Source organism: Seohaeicola sp. 4SK31 (assembly GCF_028802875.1).
Classification (GTDB): domain Bacteria; phylum Pseudomonadota; class Alphaproteobacteria; order Rhodobacterales; family Rhodobacteraceae; genus Seohaeicola.
In genome coordinates, this window is sequence record NZ_JARAMP010000034.1 from 1 (window position 1) to 16,656 (window position 16,656).

Below are 16,656 nucleotides of genomic sequence, written 5' to 3' on the forward strand. Positions count from 1 at the left end.
GACGATGCCTCTTTGTGGTTCCGTTCTCAAAGGTCGTCTCGACAATAATCCGCACTTCCATGGCAGTTCCCTTCTCAATGAACCACCAACATACACAGACACCCCCAAGTTTTGCCCACTCCCGAACTGCTAGGGCCCCAGGGTTCAGGGTCGACCGATCCGTCCCGCGCCACCCGCGGCAGGTTCGCGAAGGTGATAACATCGGTGACGGGACGAATATCGATGAACGGGGTTCCTCGTGCGACCGCGAGGGCGGCCAAGGGAAAGCGCTCGATCGGCGCGAGGGTCGAGACGGTGGTCCAACCGAGATGGATGAACGTGCCGCCCTCTCCGCAGATCACATGGGCATTCGGCAGCGTCGCCGCCTGCCTGAGATAGCCGAGATCACGCAGGACGGTCTCGCGCTCGAGCTGCAGTGCCTGGCCCGTCTGGCCGGTTCGGCGTAGTTCCTTGTGTCGCCACCACGAGGCAGCGGTCGCGCGTAACACGCGCAAGACACCTGTTTGCATCGGAATGCCCTTCATCAGGAAAGACAGACCGGAATCCGGCCCGGACCCATCTGAGGGACCCCAAAGGCCCTCATCCGTCAGTCACACAACCCGAAGAACACTTTCTCTTTTTCCGGCCCCTTTGGGCACACAGCAAAACCGAAAAGCCCGGCACATCTGCGGAAGCCATTGATTTCATGCAGCAATTCTAGATCGGCACCCAAGATCGGCAACGCATATCGGCAAAACCTTGCTCAAAAGTACGAAATGTGTTTATTTTTCAATTACTTTGCAAACATGGAAGATCGGCAAAATGCTGGAAACACCCGCCAGGATCGAACCCTGCTTCTTCGAGGAGCATATTCCTACAGAACTGGCAGACCTTTCGGTCGACATCCAGAGGGAAGCCACCGGGCTGGGACAAGGGCTGCATCCTGACAGCGCCGCCGAGCTTGCCGATCTCGTCCGTGTGATGAACTGCTACTACTCCAACCTGATCGAAGGACACAACACACGCCCCCGCGACATCGAAAGGGCGCTGGCTGGTGCCGAGCTTGAGGAAGAAACCCGTCCCCTCGCCCTTGAGGCCCGGGCGCACGTCATCGTTCAACGGGCCATCGACGAGATGCATCGCAAGGGCACCCTGCCCCGCCCCACATCCGTCGAATTCCTGACTTGGGTCCATAAGAGCTTCTACGACGAGATGCCGGATGAGTTTCGGGTCATCGAACATCCCGACGGCACACAAGAGCCCATCGTTCCGGGACGCATGCGCCAGGATGATGATCGGGAAGTTGCGGTCGGGCGCCACCTACCTCCTTCATCGTCGCGCGTCGCGGCATTCATGGACCATTTCGACAAACGATTTCAGATTGCGGCGCGGTCTTCGAGCGGACGGATCATCGCGATCGCCTCTGCGCATCACCGGCTCAACTACATCCACCCTTTCCCAGATGGTAACGGCCGTGTCAGCAGACTGATGTCTCATGCCATGGCCCTCACAGCGGGGATTGGTGGCCAAGGGCTCTGGTCCGTATCACGTGGGCTGGCCCGCGGGCTAACCGATCGGGGCGAGTACAAACGGATGATGGATCTGGCTGACAGTCCACGCCGCGGAGACCGCGACGGACGGGGGAACCTGTCAGAAGCGGCACTGAAGACGTTTAGTGAATGGTTCCTAAAGGTGACGCTCGACCAGATCACCTTCTCAGCAAGATTGTTCGATCTCGGCGGACTTGACCAACGGTATCGTCGTCTTGTTGCAGATACCATCGATGACAAGCGAGCGCCGGAACTAATCTCGGCGGTTCTTCGGCATGGGGCACTGGAACGAGGCGATGCGCAGATTGTGCTCAAGACGTCCGAGCGTACTGCTCGCAACACGCTGAGTAAACTGACCGCCGCCGGATACATGACGTCCGCCTCGCCGAAGACGCCGGTTCGGTTGGCGTTTCCGTTGGATTATCGAGAGCGGCTCTTTCCAAACCTCTTTGGAGACGGTGACCTCCCACAATAACTTTAGGCATTTAGGGTGTAATGCCTGGCCGCCGATTTCTTCCATGGGCGGCCAGATTTTCATCAAGACTTGCTCGTGTGTCACTTGTCCACCGCGGTGGACATCTGCTGGTCTGAGATGAACTGAAGAACCACCACGCGCCGCTAGGTGCGTTTGGACAGTTTTGGTTGCCACAAGCGCCGCTTCTCGTTCGAAGTCCACCGCGGTGGACATTAGACAGTTCGCTCATTGTTTTCGGACAGTCGCTTGATCAAAGCTAATGGATCAAATTGGTTTTGCCTTTGACCCAGGGTGATACTGTGAAAATACGCTCCAAAATCCCTGATGCGTTTTCCAAGCTGTAGCATGATGAAGATCGCGCATGACGCTTTCTGAGCTCCTACAGCATTCTTGGCTTTCTCGAAAGTCTCTGGGTGAATGCCCATCATGGGTGCAAGTGTTCGAGCATGGTTTTCAATGTCCAACCAGTTTCTAAGTCTCTCTGTGGAGAACAATGTCGCCTGATCGCAGACTGAGGTCAGCAAGTCTGGTTTCAGGGCTTCATGGCCTATGTTGCTATCTAAATCTTTTTCTTCTTCTTCAGACTTAGATTGATGCCGGACAGTTTGTCCGTCATTGGCGGGCAATTTCATAGTTTCAGGTGGGTCATCCGGGGTAGACAAACTCTGGCATTCTGTATCTGTATTGGCGAGCAGAGCGTGGTATTCGGGGAGGCTCAGCTTCCTGCGTAGAGCTTTCCGTGCGTGGTTGATGAATGCGTTGCTAGGATCGTGCTCTTCCAAATGGGCGAGCTTTGTAAGGATCTGTTTGCGGACAAATATCCGATCTCGCCGGTTATTCTCCATCTCTTGCGCGATGGCTATAAGCTCGCTCGCACGTTGGAGCAGGGGGGTGAGAGACAATCCATAACTGATGCACTCCCCGCCGGATGAGCGAACGCGGTAGCGCTTTCGGTTCGAGCTGTCGTTGCGCTTGATGAGTCCAAGTTCAACGAAGCGGTTGATGTGCCTGCGGAGTGTCCGTTCGTCGATTCCGCCAACGCGCTGGCAAAGTGAATTGTTAGACGCAAAAACCGTTTCGCCATGGCCAGGTTTCAGAAAACTGAGCATTGCTTGAAGTGTCTGTATGTGGCCAGGACGTAGACCAAACACGCTGCGTGCATCTCTCAGGGCTCTGAAGATGGTCCAGACGTCGGTTTCAGATGGGGGAAATGAGCCGCGGGTTGCATCAGCACCGGCGGCTTCGATCGAGAGTTTTGTAAATGCCATGGCTTGTTCACGACGACCGTTCGGCCCACAACTTCCCCGTCTCTTTCCTCGAATTTTCGCGGAAAAAGGCAAAAAATATCAGTCCACCGAATCGGTGACTCTTGACCGGTATGCTGGAGGTTGCTACATCAAAGATGCTAATCAGATGATGAGGGCTCTCCAGGGGAAACTTTGGGGGGCTCTTTTCTTTCGGGTCTTCGCTTTTCTCCTCTGCTCGTGTTGCTCTGTGTGGCTTGGGTTAGGACCCAGAGCCTCTCTCATTCCGCCACTGTACGAAGAGTTGCAAAAGCGTAGCTTCCGCGTGCTCTTCGAGCCATTGGCCGAATTCTGGATTGTCCTTCTTGGTGACCTTGAGCGCGATCGCCTTCTCATCGATTGTCAGCGTGCCCAATGAACTGCCGTTCTCATCATTGATGACCGAAGTCAGCCCACGATTGGGTGGCTTCTTGTCGCTACGTGCTTTGCTCGAGCACGCCGAATAGACCGCTTGGAACTTTTCGGAACTAGGAGTGTCGTCGGGCAGGGCGGCGAGCGCCTCTTTGGCGATGTCCACCAAATCTACCTTCACCGACAAGGCAGCTAGATCACCCCACTGCCGCCGGCCGATCCCATGTGCTGGCCCGATGAGTTGAACAAGACCGTCTGGCAGTTGTTCTATGACGACCCTGTGGTTGGATACGCCTTGCCGGGTCAGACCTAGAGCATCTTGAATGACACCGGATTTGTACCCGGATTCTTGCATCTCTTTGATAAAAATAGACTTTTCTATAAAAGACGGATCAAGCCTGAGGTTGTTCTCCTGGCCTTGAGCGATCAGAGATGCGTCATCGTCCAAGGTTCGAACAATTGCCTTGACCGTTCCACCGACCTTACGGATCGCCGCAAGCCTGCGGCGGCCGTAGATGATGCGGTATCTGTCCGGTTGGGCTGATGGACGGACCATGATGGGCACTTGTTGGCCATGCTTGCGAATGCTCTCGGCCAACTCATCGATACTGGAATCTTCCAGCACCAACCGATCGCGCAGCCCATCCATGTCAATCTGATCGGGTTCGATATCGCGAATCGAGTTTGCTGTGATCTCGCGCAAAGAGTCGCGCAATCCTCCAACAGATCCCGGCAGCTTTGCCGCTTTTGGCGGGGTAGGGGAGGGGGCTCCGCTCTCCGTCTCATTCCTTGGAGGCTGGTTGAAGATGTTTCGGGCCATCAGCGACGCCCCCATGCCATTTGGATCGTCTGCTCTAGCTCATCGCCAACGCCATTCACGCTGGTCAGGGCGCGATCAATTGTCTTTCTGATGAATTGGCTTGGATCGACTTCGTAGACGGTCTGCTGGGTCATCCCCGCGTCGGAGATCGCCGTAGACTTCAGCATCGGCTCTGTCATGACCTGACCTGCCAGAATTGATCTCAGGTAGCCTGCCATTTGGGTCTGCGGACCGTCCGACGGTTCATATCTGGTAATCAGGAATTTGACAAAATCCCATGTGACACGCCGACCGATGGCTTCCTCCACGGCCTTGACCGTTTCTGAAGCAAGCTTCAGGAATTGGCTCATGGATGCGATGTCAAGCATACCAGGTACCACGGTAACCAAAAGCCCCGTCGAGGCTGCCAGCGCAGTCAGGGTTAGAAACCCAAGCTGAGGCGGGCAGTCGATCAGGACGATGTCGTAGTTTGCCTCAACCTCTTCAAGCGCCAAGGCGAGGCGCTCTGCAAAGATGGGCTGTACGCGACGGGCGAGAGCGTTTGCGGTCTCGGTTTCGTACTCCGAGAGCATCAAACCGGCGGGCACCATGTCGAGCTTATGGAAGTAGGTCTTTTGGATGACGTTCGAGAGAGGAACTTGGTCCTCATATCTCAAAGCATCATAGATTGTGCCGCCATCGGCGAACTCAAGCTCGGGCCGAAAGCCGAAAAACGTAGTCAAACTTGCTTGCGGATCGAGGTCTAGGACCAGCACGCGGTAACCGCGCAAGGCATACCTTTGCGCAAGATGAATCGTTGCAGTAGTCTTTGATGAACCGCCTTTGAAGTTGACGACGGATATCACCTGGAGACGATCGCCATCACGTCGACCTGGGCGGTAGCTTTCTGCGTTCTTTCCAGTGCGTCCAAGAACATCGCGCAACTCATCAATCTCTTGGGCTGTGTAGAACCGGTGTCCGCGGTTGTCTGTATGCACTTCCGGGAAGCTGCCGTCCTTGTGCCGGTTGCGCAGGTTAGATGTGCTTACGCGCAGGAGGCCGGCAACTTCGGTGGAACTGAAGCGGCGTAGGGACTTTCGTTCTTCGGGTTCGAAAGCGATCTTCATCTGGCGATCCAAAGACTCAGCCAGATTGTCGGCAAATGCTCCGATATCGGAAGAGCCTATGCCTTGCGTGTATCCAATGTTACGATAATCCATGTCCTGCCGCCCACTCTCGGCCTCTGTTGAGGCTCTTAGTCATTCTGACGGCGTACAGCGTGTCTGACGCGTTTTGCCGTCAGAATGGGAATGCCACGATCCAGTGAGTCCGGCAAGAAGAATCTAAATGTAGTGTGAAAGTTATCCACAACACCTATAGGTGTTGCAGCGTAAGAAACTCAGCAAGTCATTGATATAGATATATTAAATGCAGATCTAACCGAATCGAGCCGCTACTCTGTTGAGTTGGCACATTAGCAGCTAACCCCAAGCAACTAATGGCACTTTCTGCCTCCTGCGGAGTTTTCTCCCGGTGAAATTCTTTGGATTCGGGTCAGAAGCTACATCTGATCTTGGCTCGATTCGTACGGCATGAGGCCAAGTCGTTCCGCCCGCTCCAACAGCATTTTCACCGAAGACGGCTGCCATCTTGTTCGGCCACGGGGCGTGCGTTCGCGCATAGATTCCAGCCGTTCACAGATAGCTTGAAGCGTGATGTCGGGATCTGCGCCCTTGATGCCAGCAATAATGGCGGGCAGGCGATCGTCCGTTTCGCGGCGCCCGGCGCGGGCCAGCACCTCGGTAGGCAGGAAGCCGTCGCGGACATAGGCCTTCACAGCGCGCAAGAGCCGGCTTTGGGTCCAGCGACGCGCCTCGGGCAGGGGGCCGTTGATGATGCGCACAACGTCTTCCCAGGCCAAGTCGGGGCGCAACCGGCGCACATGGGGCACCCAATCTTGTGCCGTCTCGTTCAGACGCTCCATGTAGCCGTCTTGCCGCGCGAGCCGCACCTTGCGTAGCGCCGCTGGATCGCGGGCGCGTAGGCCCGGGTTCCCGCCGACCCGGCCCTTAGTACGGGCACTCGCCAGCCCCGCCTTGGTACGTTCGCGGATCAGCGCCCGCTCAAACTCGGCCGCGGCGCCCAGAACCTGAAGCGTGAACTTGCCTTGCGGGGATCCGGTGTCGATCGGGTCCTGAATGGAACGAAAGAACGCCCCCTTGGCCTCCAGCCGTTCGATCACCTCCAGCAGATGCGACAGCGACCGCGCCAGTCGGTCGATCCGAACGACGACCAGCGTGTCGCCTTTGCCGATGCGTTCCAACACCCGCGCCAACACCGGCCGCGCACGATTGCCGCCCGAGGCCTGTTCTTCATGGATCTCGGCGCAACCCGCGGATTTCAGGGCCTGCGACTGGGGCAGGGGAGTCTGATCTTCGGTCGATACGCGGGCATAACCGATCAGGGGCATCAAAACAGTCTTTTTGCAGTTTCATACATCGCTACTAAACGACCGTTTGTAAACGAATGCAAGGTCGCTTTCTGTGGCAATGATTAGCAGAACTATCTTGGTTTCCTTATGCAGAGCATGATCAGAGAGTTCTCGCGGGGCATCGCGCGCACGTGCTATATAAAGCGTGTAGGTGCATCCAAAGAATTCGCTTGGGTAAGACGCAAATACAGCATATTTTGAACATATGAAGATCAAGACCCCAGCAATAATTGATAATTTTGACGAGCCCTCTGGAGACTTCGACGAGGTGGAGGCCACGCCAGAAGACGATCTTTGGTTCCTTCCCGGTTCGCTGGAAGAAGAGGCAGATTACCTGCCGCCCGGGCCAAGGGCAGAACCGCGTGAAGCCGCTGTAATCGATGACTGGCGAAACGCAGAAGCAGGCGTTGCTGCGCGCCTTGCCCGTGTCGCCGGCCGTGTCGGTGCGTTGGACGACCGTTTGCGGCGCGCCCCGGAAGGTTGGCGGCACAGGCTTGCTTTGATTGAGGCGGCCGATCTGAGTTGGTTTGTAGGCGACCGGATTGGCCCGGATCGCCTAGCACTCTGGATCTCACTCCGACTATCCTCTGCTCAAGACGATACTAGGGCACTCGCACGACTCGGATGGGCTGTGCGGCGCCTGACTGGCGGCCCGAGCCCAGAAATGGATTTACCAGCCTTCCTTGACCGCCGTGACCCTGAAAATCTCGAAGGTAATGCCGAACCTTTTGTCGAACGCGCAGGCAGCTGGCTCGAACTGATGACACAGACTGGCCACTTGCATCCGATTACTCGGGCTTGCATGGGCTTTCATCTCTGGAGCCTCGCAGGACTAGGCCAGTATGGCGATCGGATGGAAGCGGCAGTCACGGCTGCTCGGATCGCTGCAAGTGAAGGGAGGGGAGCGGCCTTTACACCGCTGGCCATGGGCGGTGCAGTGGGGCTACGCGCCGGTGGCCCACCCGCTGACCGTCTAGTGCGATGGCTCGAAGGGATGGAGAGTGCGTGCGTGACCGCGATGCGGCAACTCGACGATATAGAAGCTTGGGCTGTGAGGGCAAAAATCGAGACGTCAACACTCTCAGGCAGAACACCACCTCAGTTGTGTGCCGTGCTGACTGAGTGGCCTCTTGTATCCGCCCCAATGGTTGAGGCTCTTACTGGCGCTAGCCGCGCGGCTGTTCAGCGCAATCTAGCTTGGATGCAAGCGCGCGGACTGGTCTACGAGATGACTGGTCAGGGACGCTTTAGAATGTGGCGCGCTACAAGCTGAAATTCTGCGGACGCACGCGGCTTCAAAGCTGCGTTGAGCAAAAAGCTGCTGAAAGGAATAAGCGGAAATGCATCTGCCGCTCCTGATCCATATGATGCGGAGTGAAGACATAATCCAAACTATTTTTGGGAACTAAGTGACGTGGCGTTTGGGATAGAATGCAGGTCTTGATCCACAAAACAAACCTAGTCCGCCTTGAGCCGAGATTGCCCAAGGTTGGTATTGGGCTCTCAGACCCAGTGGTGCTTTTGCGAGAAGGTGACGCGAACGTAGCAGCTTTAGTTACCTTACCATCCCGCTTTCCTTTTGGCATTGGGAAGCCTCGCACCGTGCGCATCGGCTATCTTGGCGAACAAGCCAAAGCAATGCTTTGGCCTGCGCTCGAAAAAGCGGCTCCGCTCCGCGTTCGTATCGTTGGAGTTCTTACGGCTCACCTAAAGGGGGATGGGATGAACCAAATCTCGATATCTGTTTGGGGTGATCCAGCTGATATTGCGACAGAACGCTTGGAACATTTAAGTTTCATGGATAGCGGGTCATCTGATAATCCTACTATTTCAGATGAGCCCGGAGAGGAAGTTGCGGCTTCCCAGTCAGTGGAAGACGGCTCTACTACATAAATCTTGTGAGGGATTCATCTAGTGAGTCCAGCATGGTAGCAGAGATGCATGAGCAGACCGACACTGCCGACCTACAAGTAGGAACTGGCCAGCCTAAAACAAAGGGTTTTGTCGCAAACTTTGCTTCTTGACCCGAGTATCCTGAAGGATCGATGGTTCTAGCCTGCCGGAGCGCCATTCGGAGGAAGCAAGATGATCATTTTCAAAGGTGCGCACTTTCCAAAGGAGGTGATCCTGTTCGCAGTCTTCTTCTACGTCCGCTACACGGTATCGTATCGGGACCTAGAAGAGATCATGGCCGAGCGGGGTGTTGTCGTAGATCATGCCACGCTGAACCGCTGGGTCGCCAAGTATTCGCCTTTGATCGCAATCAATGCCCGACGCCGAAAAAACCCCACTGAGCGATCTTGGCGCATGGACGAGACTTACATCAAAGTGAAAGGCGAATGGGTCTACCTTTACCGCGCCGTCGACAAGCTCGGCAAAACGCTTGATTTCATGCTCTCGAAGAGACGCAACAAGGCGGCCGCGACCAAGTTCTTTGCCCGGGTGTCGCGTAGCCCTTAATTACGAGATGAGAAATCCAACGAAATCAGCGGCTGTGCTTTGCCCTTAAATATGATATTTTGCCCTTAATTCCGAAATTTTGCCTGTAAAGCTGAGACAGAGTTCGATCAGAGATACTACGGAAAGACAAGGAAACTCCACTGGAAGGCGCCGGAATCTCGTTTTTAAGGGTAAAATTTGGGGATCAAAGTGCCATGTCTCGGAATTAAGGGCTAAGCGACACCGGGAATGGGACAGGGATGTGCTTGTCGGCACCGCGGCGTCAGGCAAATAGTTCAGGGCACTCACGGGCGCATTTATTAGTCAGGATAATGTAGACCAGATGCAGCGTTGCGAGACCCGCCAGCAGGCAGAAAAACGAAATATATGCGAATTGCAGGAAGGCGATATCGACCACGATCACCGCCCCCAGCGTCAGGGCGAAATGGCGCATGTGTTTGTAATGCGACAGCGCTGGCGGGAGGGTGATAAGGGTCACATAGATTGTATTAGTCAGCCAGCGTGGCATCATGAAATCCAGCCACATGGATTTTTCATAGGCCAGAGACTGATTGTTGACCTCGACCACCACCATGTCACTGTTTAGCCCGTGCGGTATGTAAAGCAGCAGTCCGAAAGCCAGCCCGATCAACGCCATGAGGCGGAACAACCGCTTTCGGGGGCTGTCGTCCGGTTCAAGCACGTAGACCGAGAAGGGGACCCAGATCGGCCACATGAACCAGGTGAAAAAGATGAACCCCATTGCCCCCCACAAAACCGTCAGGGGATCGTTTCCGTTCATGCCGACCCAGACAAAACCCTCGGTAAACTGCTGCAGTCCGGCGAAAAGCGGCATCAGGGCAAGCGGGAGATAGCGTTTGTTGCGCCGCCAAGCCACAATTGAAATGGCCGTGCCGCCGCCAACAAGAAAAACACTGGCGGCAAAGCTGACTTGAGCGGACAGGCACATTTGACTTCCCTCTGTCCTGTTTGTTCGGATCGTCAATCATGCAACGCTAAATCACCGGCCACCCAATTGGAAGAAACCAATTGGAGACCTGTGTTCTTGAAGTCCCAAGCCCGGAATTTTCGGAGAGCTGTAATGATCCGCAGCTCAAAGCGTCTGTGCATAACGGCAGCATGGCCGCTGGCGTTAGTTTGATTGTGCCGTTCTGCTTAAACCCTTAACACTTTAGAGAGTCGAGCACCCGAAGGAGGTAACACGGATGAGCGAGCTTTCCCAATACGCGATCCTTTTCGGGCTGAGTGTCGGTGTGTTCGGTTTCGTGCTAAGCCTTTACGGGCTCGCCCGGGCCATCGGGCGCACGCGCTCGGAACCGGGCAAGGACGTGCCCGCCACGGCCGGTACCTTGTCGCGCGATCCGGTCTGGGTCCGCTATCATGCGCGCTATGCCGGTTATGCGCTGCTGTTTCTGGCCTTCGACATGGAGATGGCGTTCATGTATCCGTGGGCGGTCGTCTACCGCGAAGAAGGGCTGATCGCATTGCTCGACATGGGCGTTTTCCTCTCAATCCTGTTCCTGGGCCTGCTCTATGGCTGGAGCCAGGGCGCGTTGAGGCGGCAATGACCATAGCCGGGGCGCGAGAGGGCGCGATGTACGGGATCAGGCGGGCGGTCGCGGCGGCCATGGCGCGCGATCTGACGGCCTTTGTGCTGCCCGGCCCGTCTGTCGCGCGGTCGATGGGGATCGACCTTGCCAATGCGCACCTGCGTGTTGTAGGCACCCCGCGCCATGCCGACGTTCTCATCGTCGTCGGCCCGATTCCGGACGGTCTGCGCGATGCCGCCGCCGTCACCTACGCGCAGATGCCGCGCCCCCGCGCGATCCTGGCACTGGGCGCAGGCGACATCGCCCCGTTGCCCGATGCGGACGTGTCGGCCCCGCTGACACGGGCCGGGCTGGCCGATCTGCGCCGCGTGATCGCCGCGGGCGCGTTTCGCGCTGACAGCGGGGAGTTTAACGCCCCCGCTCTTGAGGTGCGCGTGGAATACACTTGCCCGATGCACCCCGAAATCGTCCGCGACGCCCCCGGAGACTGCCCCAAATGTGGCATGACGTTGGTGCCGCGCGAAACAGCGTCCGATGGACATGGTGGGCACGGTGGCCACGACATGCCCCGGGAGGACAGGCCAAACCCCGCCGATCACGCACATGCGGGCCACGCTCACGACGCGGGCGGGTCGGGGGCATACACTTGCCCGATGCACCCCGAGGTGATCAGCTACGCACCGGGCAAGTGCCCCAAATGCGGCATGAACCTGGCGAAGGCGGAGGAGGTGGAAAGCCACGGTCACGGGCATGGGCATGGGCACGCAAGCCACGCGCCCTCCGCGCATGGCGATCATGCCGGTCACGACGACAAGGCGGGCGGGTCGGGGGCATATAGTTGCCCGATGCACCCCGAGGTGATCAGCGATGCACCGGGCAAGTGCCCTAAATGCGGCATGAACCTGGTGAAGGCGGAGGAGGTGGAAAGCCACGGTCCCGGTCACGGTCACGGGCATGGCGGTCACGGCGGTCATGGCAAACAGCAGGACCATTCCGGCCACGATGGGCATGCCGGACATGGCGGCCACTCCAAGGCCACTATCGACGGGATCGAGCCGCATTTCATGTCGATGGTCGAGATGACCAAGGACCAGCCGCGCAGCAGCGACGGGTTACAGATGGACTGGATCAAGGTGCCGTTCGGGCCGTTCTTTCCCGGCCTGCCGGCTGGGCTGCGGCTGACGTTGACGCTGGATGGCGATACCGTTGCGGCCAGCGACGCCACGAGCCTTGTCGGCGCGACGGATTTGATGGATGGGCCGCAGATGAGGGTGGCCGATTTCGTCGAGCGTCTGGCCACCATGATGCCGCTCAGCAGCGTGTCCTATCGCGCGCTGGCTTGCGCTGCGATTGAGGTGGCCGCCGGCGTCGAGCCCGACCATGACGCGCGCCGTGGCCGCGCCGCCGCCGTGGAACGCGAGCGGATCGCCAGCCACCTGAACTGGCTGGCCGAGTTCGGCCTTCAGTCGGGTTTTTTGTGGCTCGCCGCGCGCGCTGGGGCGTTGCAACTGGCCGTTCAAGGTGCCGACGTTGCCGGGATTGCCACGCAGGCTGGGGCGATCCGGCGGCTGTCGCGCCGGGTGCAGGCGGCCCCGCTGATGCGGATGCGGCTTAGACGCATCGCGCGCATCGGCAATGACGCCCCGGCCAGCGGCCCGGTGGACCGGGCGCGAGGTGGCGGATCGGATGCCCGAACGGGTGATCCAACGCTGAAGGATCTCGGGTTCGAAATGCGCGTCCGCAACGGCGGCGATGCGCTGGCGCGGCTGCGGCTGCGCTGCGACGAGATCGCCCAAAGCCTCGACCTGATCGCGGCCGCCGGGATGATTGCTGTGCCGCAGGTGCCGGATGTGGACAGGGTGTCGGGCGAGGGCGAGGCTCGCATCGAAACACCGCGCGGCACGGCGTCGCTGCGCGTGAAGCTGGCCAATGGCAAGGTGGTCGAGGCCGATCTCGACACGCCGACAGACGTGAACATCGCCCTTGTCGAAACGGTGACGGCGCAGCAGGAACTGGGCGATGCCCTGAGCGCCGTCGCCTCGCTCGACCTGTCGCCCTGGGAGGTGCGTGGATGAGCATTCTTGTCGTTCTCCTGTCGCTCGCCGCCGGGGCCTATGCGCTGGCCGTCATCGAACGATGGGCCGTGCATGGGCACCTGAGCCTGACCGGTCCGGCCTGGGCCGCCTTGGCGCTTATGGGGCGGGAATCGCTGCTGGCGCGCAAATCTGACCGGTTGTTCTTTGAGCTTGGGCCGGTGCTGCTTTTGGTGGCGGGGCTGATGGCGGTGGCAGTGATCCCGCTGGCGCCGGGGCTTATCATCACCGACCTGGCGACCGGAGCGCTGTTTTTGAACGCTGCGCTGGCCTATGTGCTGGTGGCGCTGATCATGGCGGGCTGGGGGCCGAACGGGGCCTACGCCATGATCGCGGGCTGGCGGTTCCTGGGCCAGTTCATTGCCTATGCCATGCTGATCGTGATGCCGATCACCGCCGTCGCCATGCGGGCGGAGTCGCTCTCGACGGTTGAGATCGTCGCCTCGCAGGCGCAGCTCTGGAACGTGCTGTACCAGCCGATGGGGTTTGTCCTGTTCGTCGTGGCGGCGATGGGGCTGGCCTGGCTGCCGCCGCTGGACCTGCCCGATGCGACCGGCGAATTGGCCGGCGGGGTCGAGGCGGAATATACCGGCGTGCGGCTGGCAGTGCTGCGGCTGGCGCGGATGGTCATTATCCTGGCGCTGGCGGGGGCGACCGTGACCTTCTATCTGGGCGGCTGGCTGGGCCCGTGGCTGCCCGCGTGGGCCTGGAGCGCGATCAAGATCCTGGCCGTGGCCGCGGCCATGCTGAGCGTCGGGCGCTATATGCCGCGCATCCGCGAAGCGCGTTACCTGGCGCTGAGCTGGAAGCTGGGGATCTCGCTGGCGCTGGCCAATATCTTTGTCGTGGGCGTGATCGCGCTGGTGGTGCCGATATGACGGTTCAGATGATCTTCTTGGCGTTCTTCGGCGGCGCGGCGGTGTGGTTCGGCGTCGTGGTTTTCCGCACCCATTCGATGGTGCGCTCGGCGCTGGCGCTGCTGTTTTCGCAAACCGCGATAGGGGCGATGTTTCTGGTCATGCAGGCCGAGTTTCTGGGCGTGTTGCAGATCATGATGATGGCCACGGAAATGAGCGTGATGGCGATTTTCATGGTGATGTTCATGATGGATCCCGGCGGCATGGGCAAAATGGACATGACCCACCAGAAACGCCTGTCGCTCTGGGCCGGGGGCATTGGGCTGCTGGCGGCGCTGCTGCTGGTCTGGCTGCCCGATTGGGGTCCGGTCGCCCTGTCTGTGCCGGGTGCGCATGAACAGGCCGCCGATCTGGGCCGCGAATTGCTGGGCCGGTCAATGTTCATCTTCCAGTCGGCAGGGCTGACCATCCTGACGGCCATGGTTGCGGCCACGATGGTGGCCATCGTCCCCAACGCGGAGCAGAGCAAATGATTGTGGAGATGATGATCGCGCTCAGCGTCGGCGCGGGGCTGTTTGGTATCGGTCTTTACGGCGCGCTGAGCCAGACGAACCTGGTGATGATCATCATGGGGGTCGAGCTGATTTTGGCCGCAGCACTGGTCAATCTGGTGGCCTTCTGGCGCTATCTGCATCCCGATGAACCGGCCGGTCAGATGTTCGTGCTGATCGTGATGGCGGTGATGGCGGTCGAAATGGCGGTCGGCTTTGCCATCGCCATCGCGCGGTTCCGGGTGCGCGGGTCGGTTGAGATGGAAGAAGCGCGCGAGTTGAAGGGATGACGATGCTGGCGCTCATTATCCTTGCGCCGCTGCTGGCGGGTCTCGCGGCGCTTGTGCTGCGCCGCGCACCCGAAGCGATTGCACTGGCGGGCGTCGGCCTTGGGTTTGTCGCGGCGATGGCGTTGCTGGCGGGGATCGTTTCCGGTGGCACCATGCAACTAGTCCTGCCGGGGCTGCCGCAGATGCCGCTGCGGTTGGTCGCGACGCCGCTGACGGCGGTGTTTTCGGCCATGGTGGCGACGGTGGCGGCCAGTGTGCTGATCTACGCTGTCGGTTACATGCGCAGCGACCCCGAGAAGCCGCGCTTTTTCGGGATCCTGCTGCTGTTTGTCGCCGCGATGCAGGCGCTGGTTCTGGCGGGCGACTGGATCACCGTGCTGGCGGCGTGGGAACTGATCGGTTTTTCCAGCTATCTGCTGATCGGGTTCTGGCATGGGCGTGACGGCGTGCCCGGTGCCGCGATGCGGGCGTTTCTGTATACCCGCAGCGCCGATCTGGGGCTTTATCTGGGGATTTTCGTGCTGATCGGCTGGGCCGGCACCGCGGAAATCTCGGCCACGTTGGATATCACCGGCACGCCCGCACTGGTCGCCGGGTTGCTGTTGCTGATCGGCGCGATGGGCAAGTCGGCGCAGGTGCCGTTGCAGGACTGGTTGCAGCGCGCCATGGCCGGCCCGACGCCGGTCTCCGCTTTGCTGCATTCCGCGACTCTGGTGGCGGCGGGGGCGATCCTGCTGATCCGCGTGACCCCGATGCTGCCCGCAGGCGCGCTGATTGCGGTCGGGCTGGTGGGCGGCGTCACCGCCGTCGTTGCCGGCCTGATCGCGCTGGCCGAGCGGGACCTGAAGCGGCTGCTGGCCGCCTCGACCTCCAGCCAGTACGGGCTGATGCTGCTGGCCATTGGCGCGGGGGTGCCGGTGGCGGCGCTGCTGCACCTTATCGCCCACGCGGCGATAAAGAGCACGCTTTTTCTGGGGGCGGGTGTGTTCCAGCATGATCGCGACAGCACCGACATGGATGCGGTCGCGGGCGCGGGCCGGGCACGACCGCTGGTGCTGGCCGCTTTCGGCATTGCTGCTTTGGCGCTGGCGGGGATCCCGCCGCTGGCGGGGTTCTTTTCCAAGGACGCGATCCTTGCCGCCGCGCTGGCGGCCCCCGGGGTCGTATGGCTCGCGCCGCTGGCGCTGGCAGGCACGGTGCTGACCGGGGCCTATATGGCGCGGGCGCTGCGGGTGCTGTGGCAGGGCGAGGCCCAGCCCGTTCTGGGCAAGGGGATGGGCTGGATGGGTGCGGGCATGGCGGTGCTGACGGCGCTGGCGGCGGGGCTTGGGTTCGCCTTCACGCCGCTGGAACATCTGCTTGAGGCCGAACTGCCGCCGGAAGGAACCGCGATGATCCTCGGGCTTATGGCGGCGCTGAGCGGCCTGGTGCTGGGCTGGTTCATCCAACCTGCCCGCCTGATGGGGCCGGTTCTGCCGATGGCGCAGCGCGGCTTTGCCGTCGCGGGCGGTATGGACGGGCTGGTGCTGCGCCCGTCGCTGGCTTTTGCCGCCGCCTGTGAAGGTTTCGAACGGCGTCTGCTGGCGTCGCAACTTGGCCTTGTGCGGATCTTGAGCCTTGGCACCGCATCCAGTGCCGAGCGTTCAGACAACCGGCTTTATGCCGCGACCCTTCAGGTGGGCCGGATGAACCTGCGCCTGGGTGACAGCGCCGAGACCACCGACACAAAAGGCATCGACGGGCTGATCTTCGGCCTTGTCGACCGGACAATTGCCGCCGGCCGCCGCCTGCGCCTGCTGCAAAGCGGGCTCATCCACCGCGAACTCGCCCTGACCGTCATGGGCATTGCCGTCATCGCGGCGGTGCTGCTGATCTTACCGATGTCCTCCTGAAGAAAGACGACCCC

At 59.7% G+C, this 16,656-nt stretch carries 15 protein-coding genes and 1 pseudogene; 10 read left to right on the forward strand and 6 right to left on the reverse strand.

All coding sequences use genetic code 11. The features are described 5' to 3' along the window. Positions 1-74: 74 nt before the first annotated feature. The gene (locus PVW27_RS19225) at positions 75-509 is read right to left on the reverse strand and encodes a hypothetical protein (RefSeq protein ID WP_274560519.1); all 435 of its coding nucleotides are present in this window, start codon (positions 507-509) and stop codon (positions 75-77) included. A gap of 292 nt (positions 510-801) precedes the next feature. Between PVW27_RS19225 and PVW27_RS19230 the strand changes: the two genes are divergently transcribed. Beyond that, entirely contained in the window at positions 802-2,004 is a 1,203-nt protein-coding gene (locus PVW27_RS19230; protein ID WP_045685466.1) for a Fic family protein, read from the forward strand. A gap of 212 nt (positions 2,005-2,216) precedes the next feature. On the opposite strand, the gene repC is transcribed toward PVW27_RS19230, so the two are convergent. From repC to PVW27_RS19250, 4 genes are all read right to left on the reverse strand, one after another. After that, on the reverse strand, positions 2,217-3,272 hold the full coding sequence (repC, locus tag PVW27_RS19235; protein WP_045685468.1) for a plasmid replication protein RepC: 1,056 nt from the start codon (positions 3,270-3,272) through the stop codon (positions 2,217-2,219). Between the two features lie 238 nt (positions 3,273-3,510). Continuing rightward, a complete protein-coding gene (gene repB / locus PVW27_RS19240; RefSeq protein WP_274560524.1) occupies positions 3,511-4,479 on the reverse strand; it encodes a plasmid partitioning protein RepB in 969 nt (322 codons plus the stop codon). Next, a complete protein-coding gene (repA, locus tag PVW27_RS19245) occupies positions 4,479-5,678 on the reverse strand; it encodes a plasmid partitioning protein RepA (protein ID WP_045685473.1) in 1,200 nt (399 codons plus the stop codon). Before repA ends, repB begins: the two co-directional genes overlap by 1 nt. Before the next feature lie 341 nt (positions 5,679-6,019). Then, on the reverse strand, positions 6,020-6,928 hold the full coding sequence (locus tag PVW27_RS19250; protein ID WP_045685476.1) for a recombinase family protein: 909 nt from the start codon (positions 6,926-6,928) through the stop codon (positions 6,020-6,022). A 226-nt stretch (positions 6,929-7,154) separates the two neighbouring features. On the opposite strand from PVW27_RS19250, the gene PVW27_RS19255 reads away from it, so the two are divergent. The 3 genes and pseudogenes from PVW27_RS19255 to PVW27_RS19265 form a co-directional block, all read left to right on the forward strand. Continuing rightward, the gene (locus PVW27_RS19255) at positions 7,155-8,222 is read left to right on the forward strand and encodes a hypothetical protein (RefSeq protein WP_274560529.1); all 1,068 of its coding nucleotides are present in this window, start codon (positions 7,155-7,157) and stop codon (positions 8,220-8,222) included. 158 nt (positions 8,223-8,380) lie between these two features. Further along, a complete protein-coding gene (locus PVW27_RS19260; protein WP_274560531.1) occupies positions 8,381-8,842 on the forward strand; it encodes a hypothetical protein in 462 nt (153 codons plus the stop codon). Positions 8,843-9,034: 192 nt separating this feature from the next. Then, positions 9,035-9,391 (forward strand): annotated as a pseudogene (locus tag PVW27_RS19265) (IS6 family transposase); the annotation flags it as partial. A 280-nt stretch (positions 9,392-9,671) separates the two neighbouring features. Here PVW27_RS19265 and PVW27_RS19270 read toward each other — a convergent pair. Then, on the reverse strand, positions 9,672-10,358 hold the full coding sequence (locus PVW27_RS19270; RefSeq protein WP_230802076.1) for a DUF6629 family protein: 687 nt from the start codon (positions 10,356-10,358) through the stop codon (positions 9,672-9,674). A 256-nt stretch (positions 10,359-10,614) separates the two neighbouring features. Between PVW27_RS19270 and PVW27_RS19275 the strand changes: the two genes are divergently transcribed. Genes PVW27_RS19275 through PVW27_RS19300 form a run of 6 tightly spaced genes read left to right on the forward strand, consistent with a single transcriptional unit; the run spans position 10,615 to position 16,642 of the window. Next, positions 10,615-10,977: an NADH-quinone oxidoreductase subunit A gene (locus PVW27_RS19275; protein ID WP_061979516.1), complete on the forward strand. Its 363-nt coding sequence runs from the start codon at positions 10,615-10,617 to the stop codon at positions 10,975-10,977. A gap of 26 nt (positions 10,978-11,003) precedes the next feature. Then, on the forward strand, positions 11,004-13,034 hold the full coding sequence (locus PVW27_RS19280) for a heavy metal-binding domain-containing protein (RefSeq protein WP_274560537.1): 2,031 nt from the start codon (positions 11,004-11,006) through the stop codon (positions 13,032-13,034). Further along, entirely contained in the window at positions 13,031-13,930 is a 900-nt protein-coding gene (locus PVW27_RS19285; RefSeq protein ID WP_139085420.1) for a complex I subunit 1/NuoH family protein, read from the forward strand. Before PVW27_RS19280 ends, PVW27_RS19285 begins: the two co-directional genes overlap by 4 nt. Positions 13,931-13,938: 8 nt before the next feature. Further along, on the forward strand, positions 13,939-14,442 hold the full coding sequence (locus tag PVW27_RS19290) for an NADH-quinone oxidoreductase subunit J family protein (protein ID WP_244297778.1): 504 nt from the start codon (positions 13,939-13,941) through the stop codon (positions 14,440-14,442). An 8-nt stretch (positions 14,443-14,450) separates the two neighbouring features. Then, complete coding sequence (gene nuoK / locus PVW27_RS19295) at positions 14,451-14,750, forward strand: NADH-quinone oxidoreductase subunit NuoK (protein ID WP_244297777.1); 300 nt, start codon at positions 14,451-14,453, stop codon at positions 14,748-14,750. Between the two features lie 2 nt (positions 14,751-14,752). After that, positions 14,753-16,642, forward strand: a complete 1,890-nt coding sequence (locus PVW27_RS19300; RefSeq protein ID WP_230802078.1) for an NADH-quinone oxidoreductase subunit 5 family protein — start codon at positions 14,753-14,755, stop codon at positions 16,640-16,642. Positions 16,643-16,656 lie beyond the last annotated feature (14 nt).

Coding starts and splice junctions, on each gene's coding strand:
- PVW27_RS19225 (WP_274560519.1), bottom strand. CDS start 509: ATGCAAACAGGTGTCTTGCGCGTGTTACGCGCGACCGCTGCCTCGTGG.
- PVW27_RS19230 (WP_045685466.1), top strand. CDS start 802: ATGCTGGAAACACCCGCCAGGATCGAACCCTGCTTCTTCGAGGAGCAT.
- repC (WP_045685468.1), bottom strand. CDS start 3,272: ATGGCATTTACAAAACTCTCGATCGAAGCCGCCGGTGCTGATGCAACC.
- repB (WP_274560524.1), bottom strand. CDS start 4,479: ATGGCCCGAAACATCTTCAACCAGCCTCCAAGGAATGAGACGGAGAGC.
- repA (WP_045685473.1), bottom strand. CDS start 5,678: ATGGATTATCGTAACATTGGATACACGCAAGGCATAGGCTCTTCCGAT.
- PVW27_RS19250 (WP_045685476.1), bottom strand. CDS start 6,928: ATGCCCCTGATCGGTTATGCCCGCGTATCGACCGAAGATCAGACTCCC.
- PVW27_RS19255 (WP_274560529.1), top strand. CDS start 7,155: ATGAAGATCAAGACCCCAGCAATAATTGATAATTTTGACGAGCCCTCT.
- PVW27_RS19260 (WP_274560531.1), top strand. CDS start 8,381: ATGCAGGTCTTGATCCACAAAACAAACCTAGTCCGCCTTGAGCCGAGA.
- PVW27_RS19270 (WP_230802076.1), bottom strand. CDS start 10,358: ATGTGCCTGTCCGCTCAAGTCAGCTTTGCCGCCAGTGTTTTTCTTGTT.
- PVW27_RS19275 (WP_061979516.1), top strand. CDS start 10,615: ATGAGCGAGCTTTCCCAATACGCGATCCTTTTCGGGCTGAGTGTCGGT.
- PVW27_RS19280 (WP_274560537.1), top strand. CDS start 11,004: ATGTACGGGATCAGGCGGGCGGTCGCGGCGGCCATGGCGCGCGATCTG.
- PVW27_RS19285 (WP_139085420.1), top strand. CDS start 13,031: ATGAGCATTCTTGTCGTTCTCCTGTCGCTCGCCGCCGGGGCCTATGCG.
- PVW27_RS19290 (WP_244297778.1), top strand. CDS start 13,939: ATGATCTTCTTGGCGTTCTTCGGCGGCGCGGCGGTGTGGTTCGGCGTC.
- nuoK (WP_244297777.1), top strand. CDS start 14,451: ATGATGATCGCGCTCAGCGTCGGCGCGGGGCTGTTTGGTATCGGTCTT.
- PVW27_RS19300 (WP_230802078.1), top strand. CDS start 14,753: ATGCTGGCGCTCATTATCCTTGCGCCGCTGCTGGCGGGTCTCGCGGCG.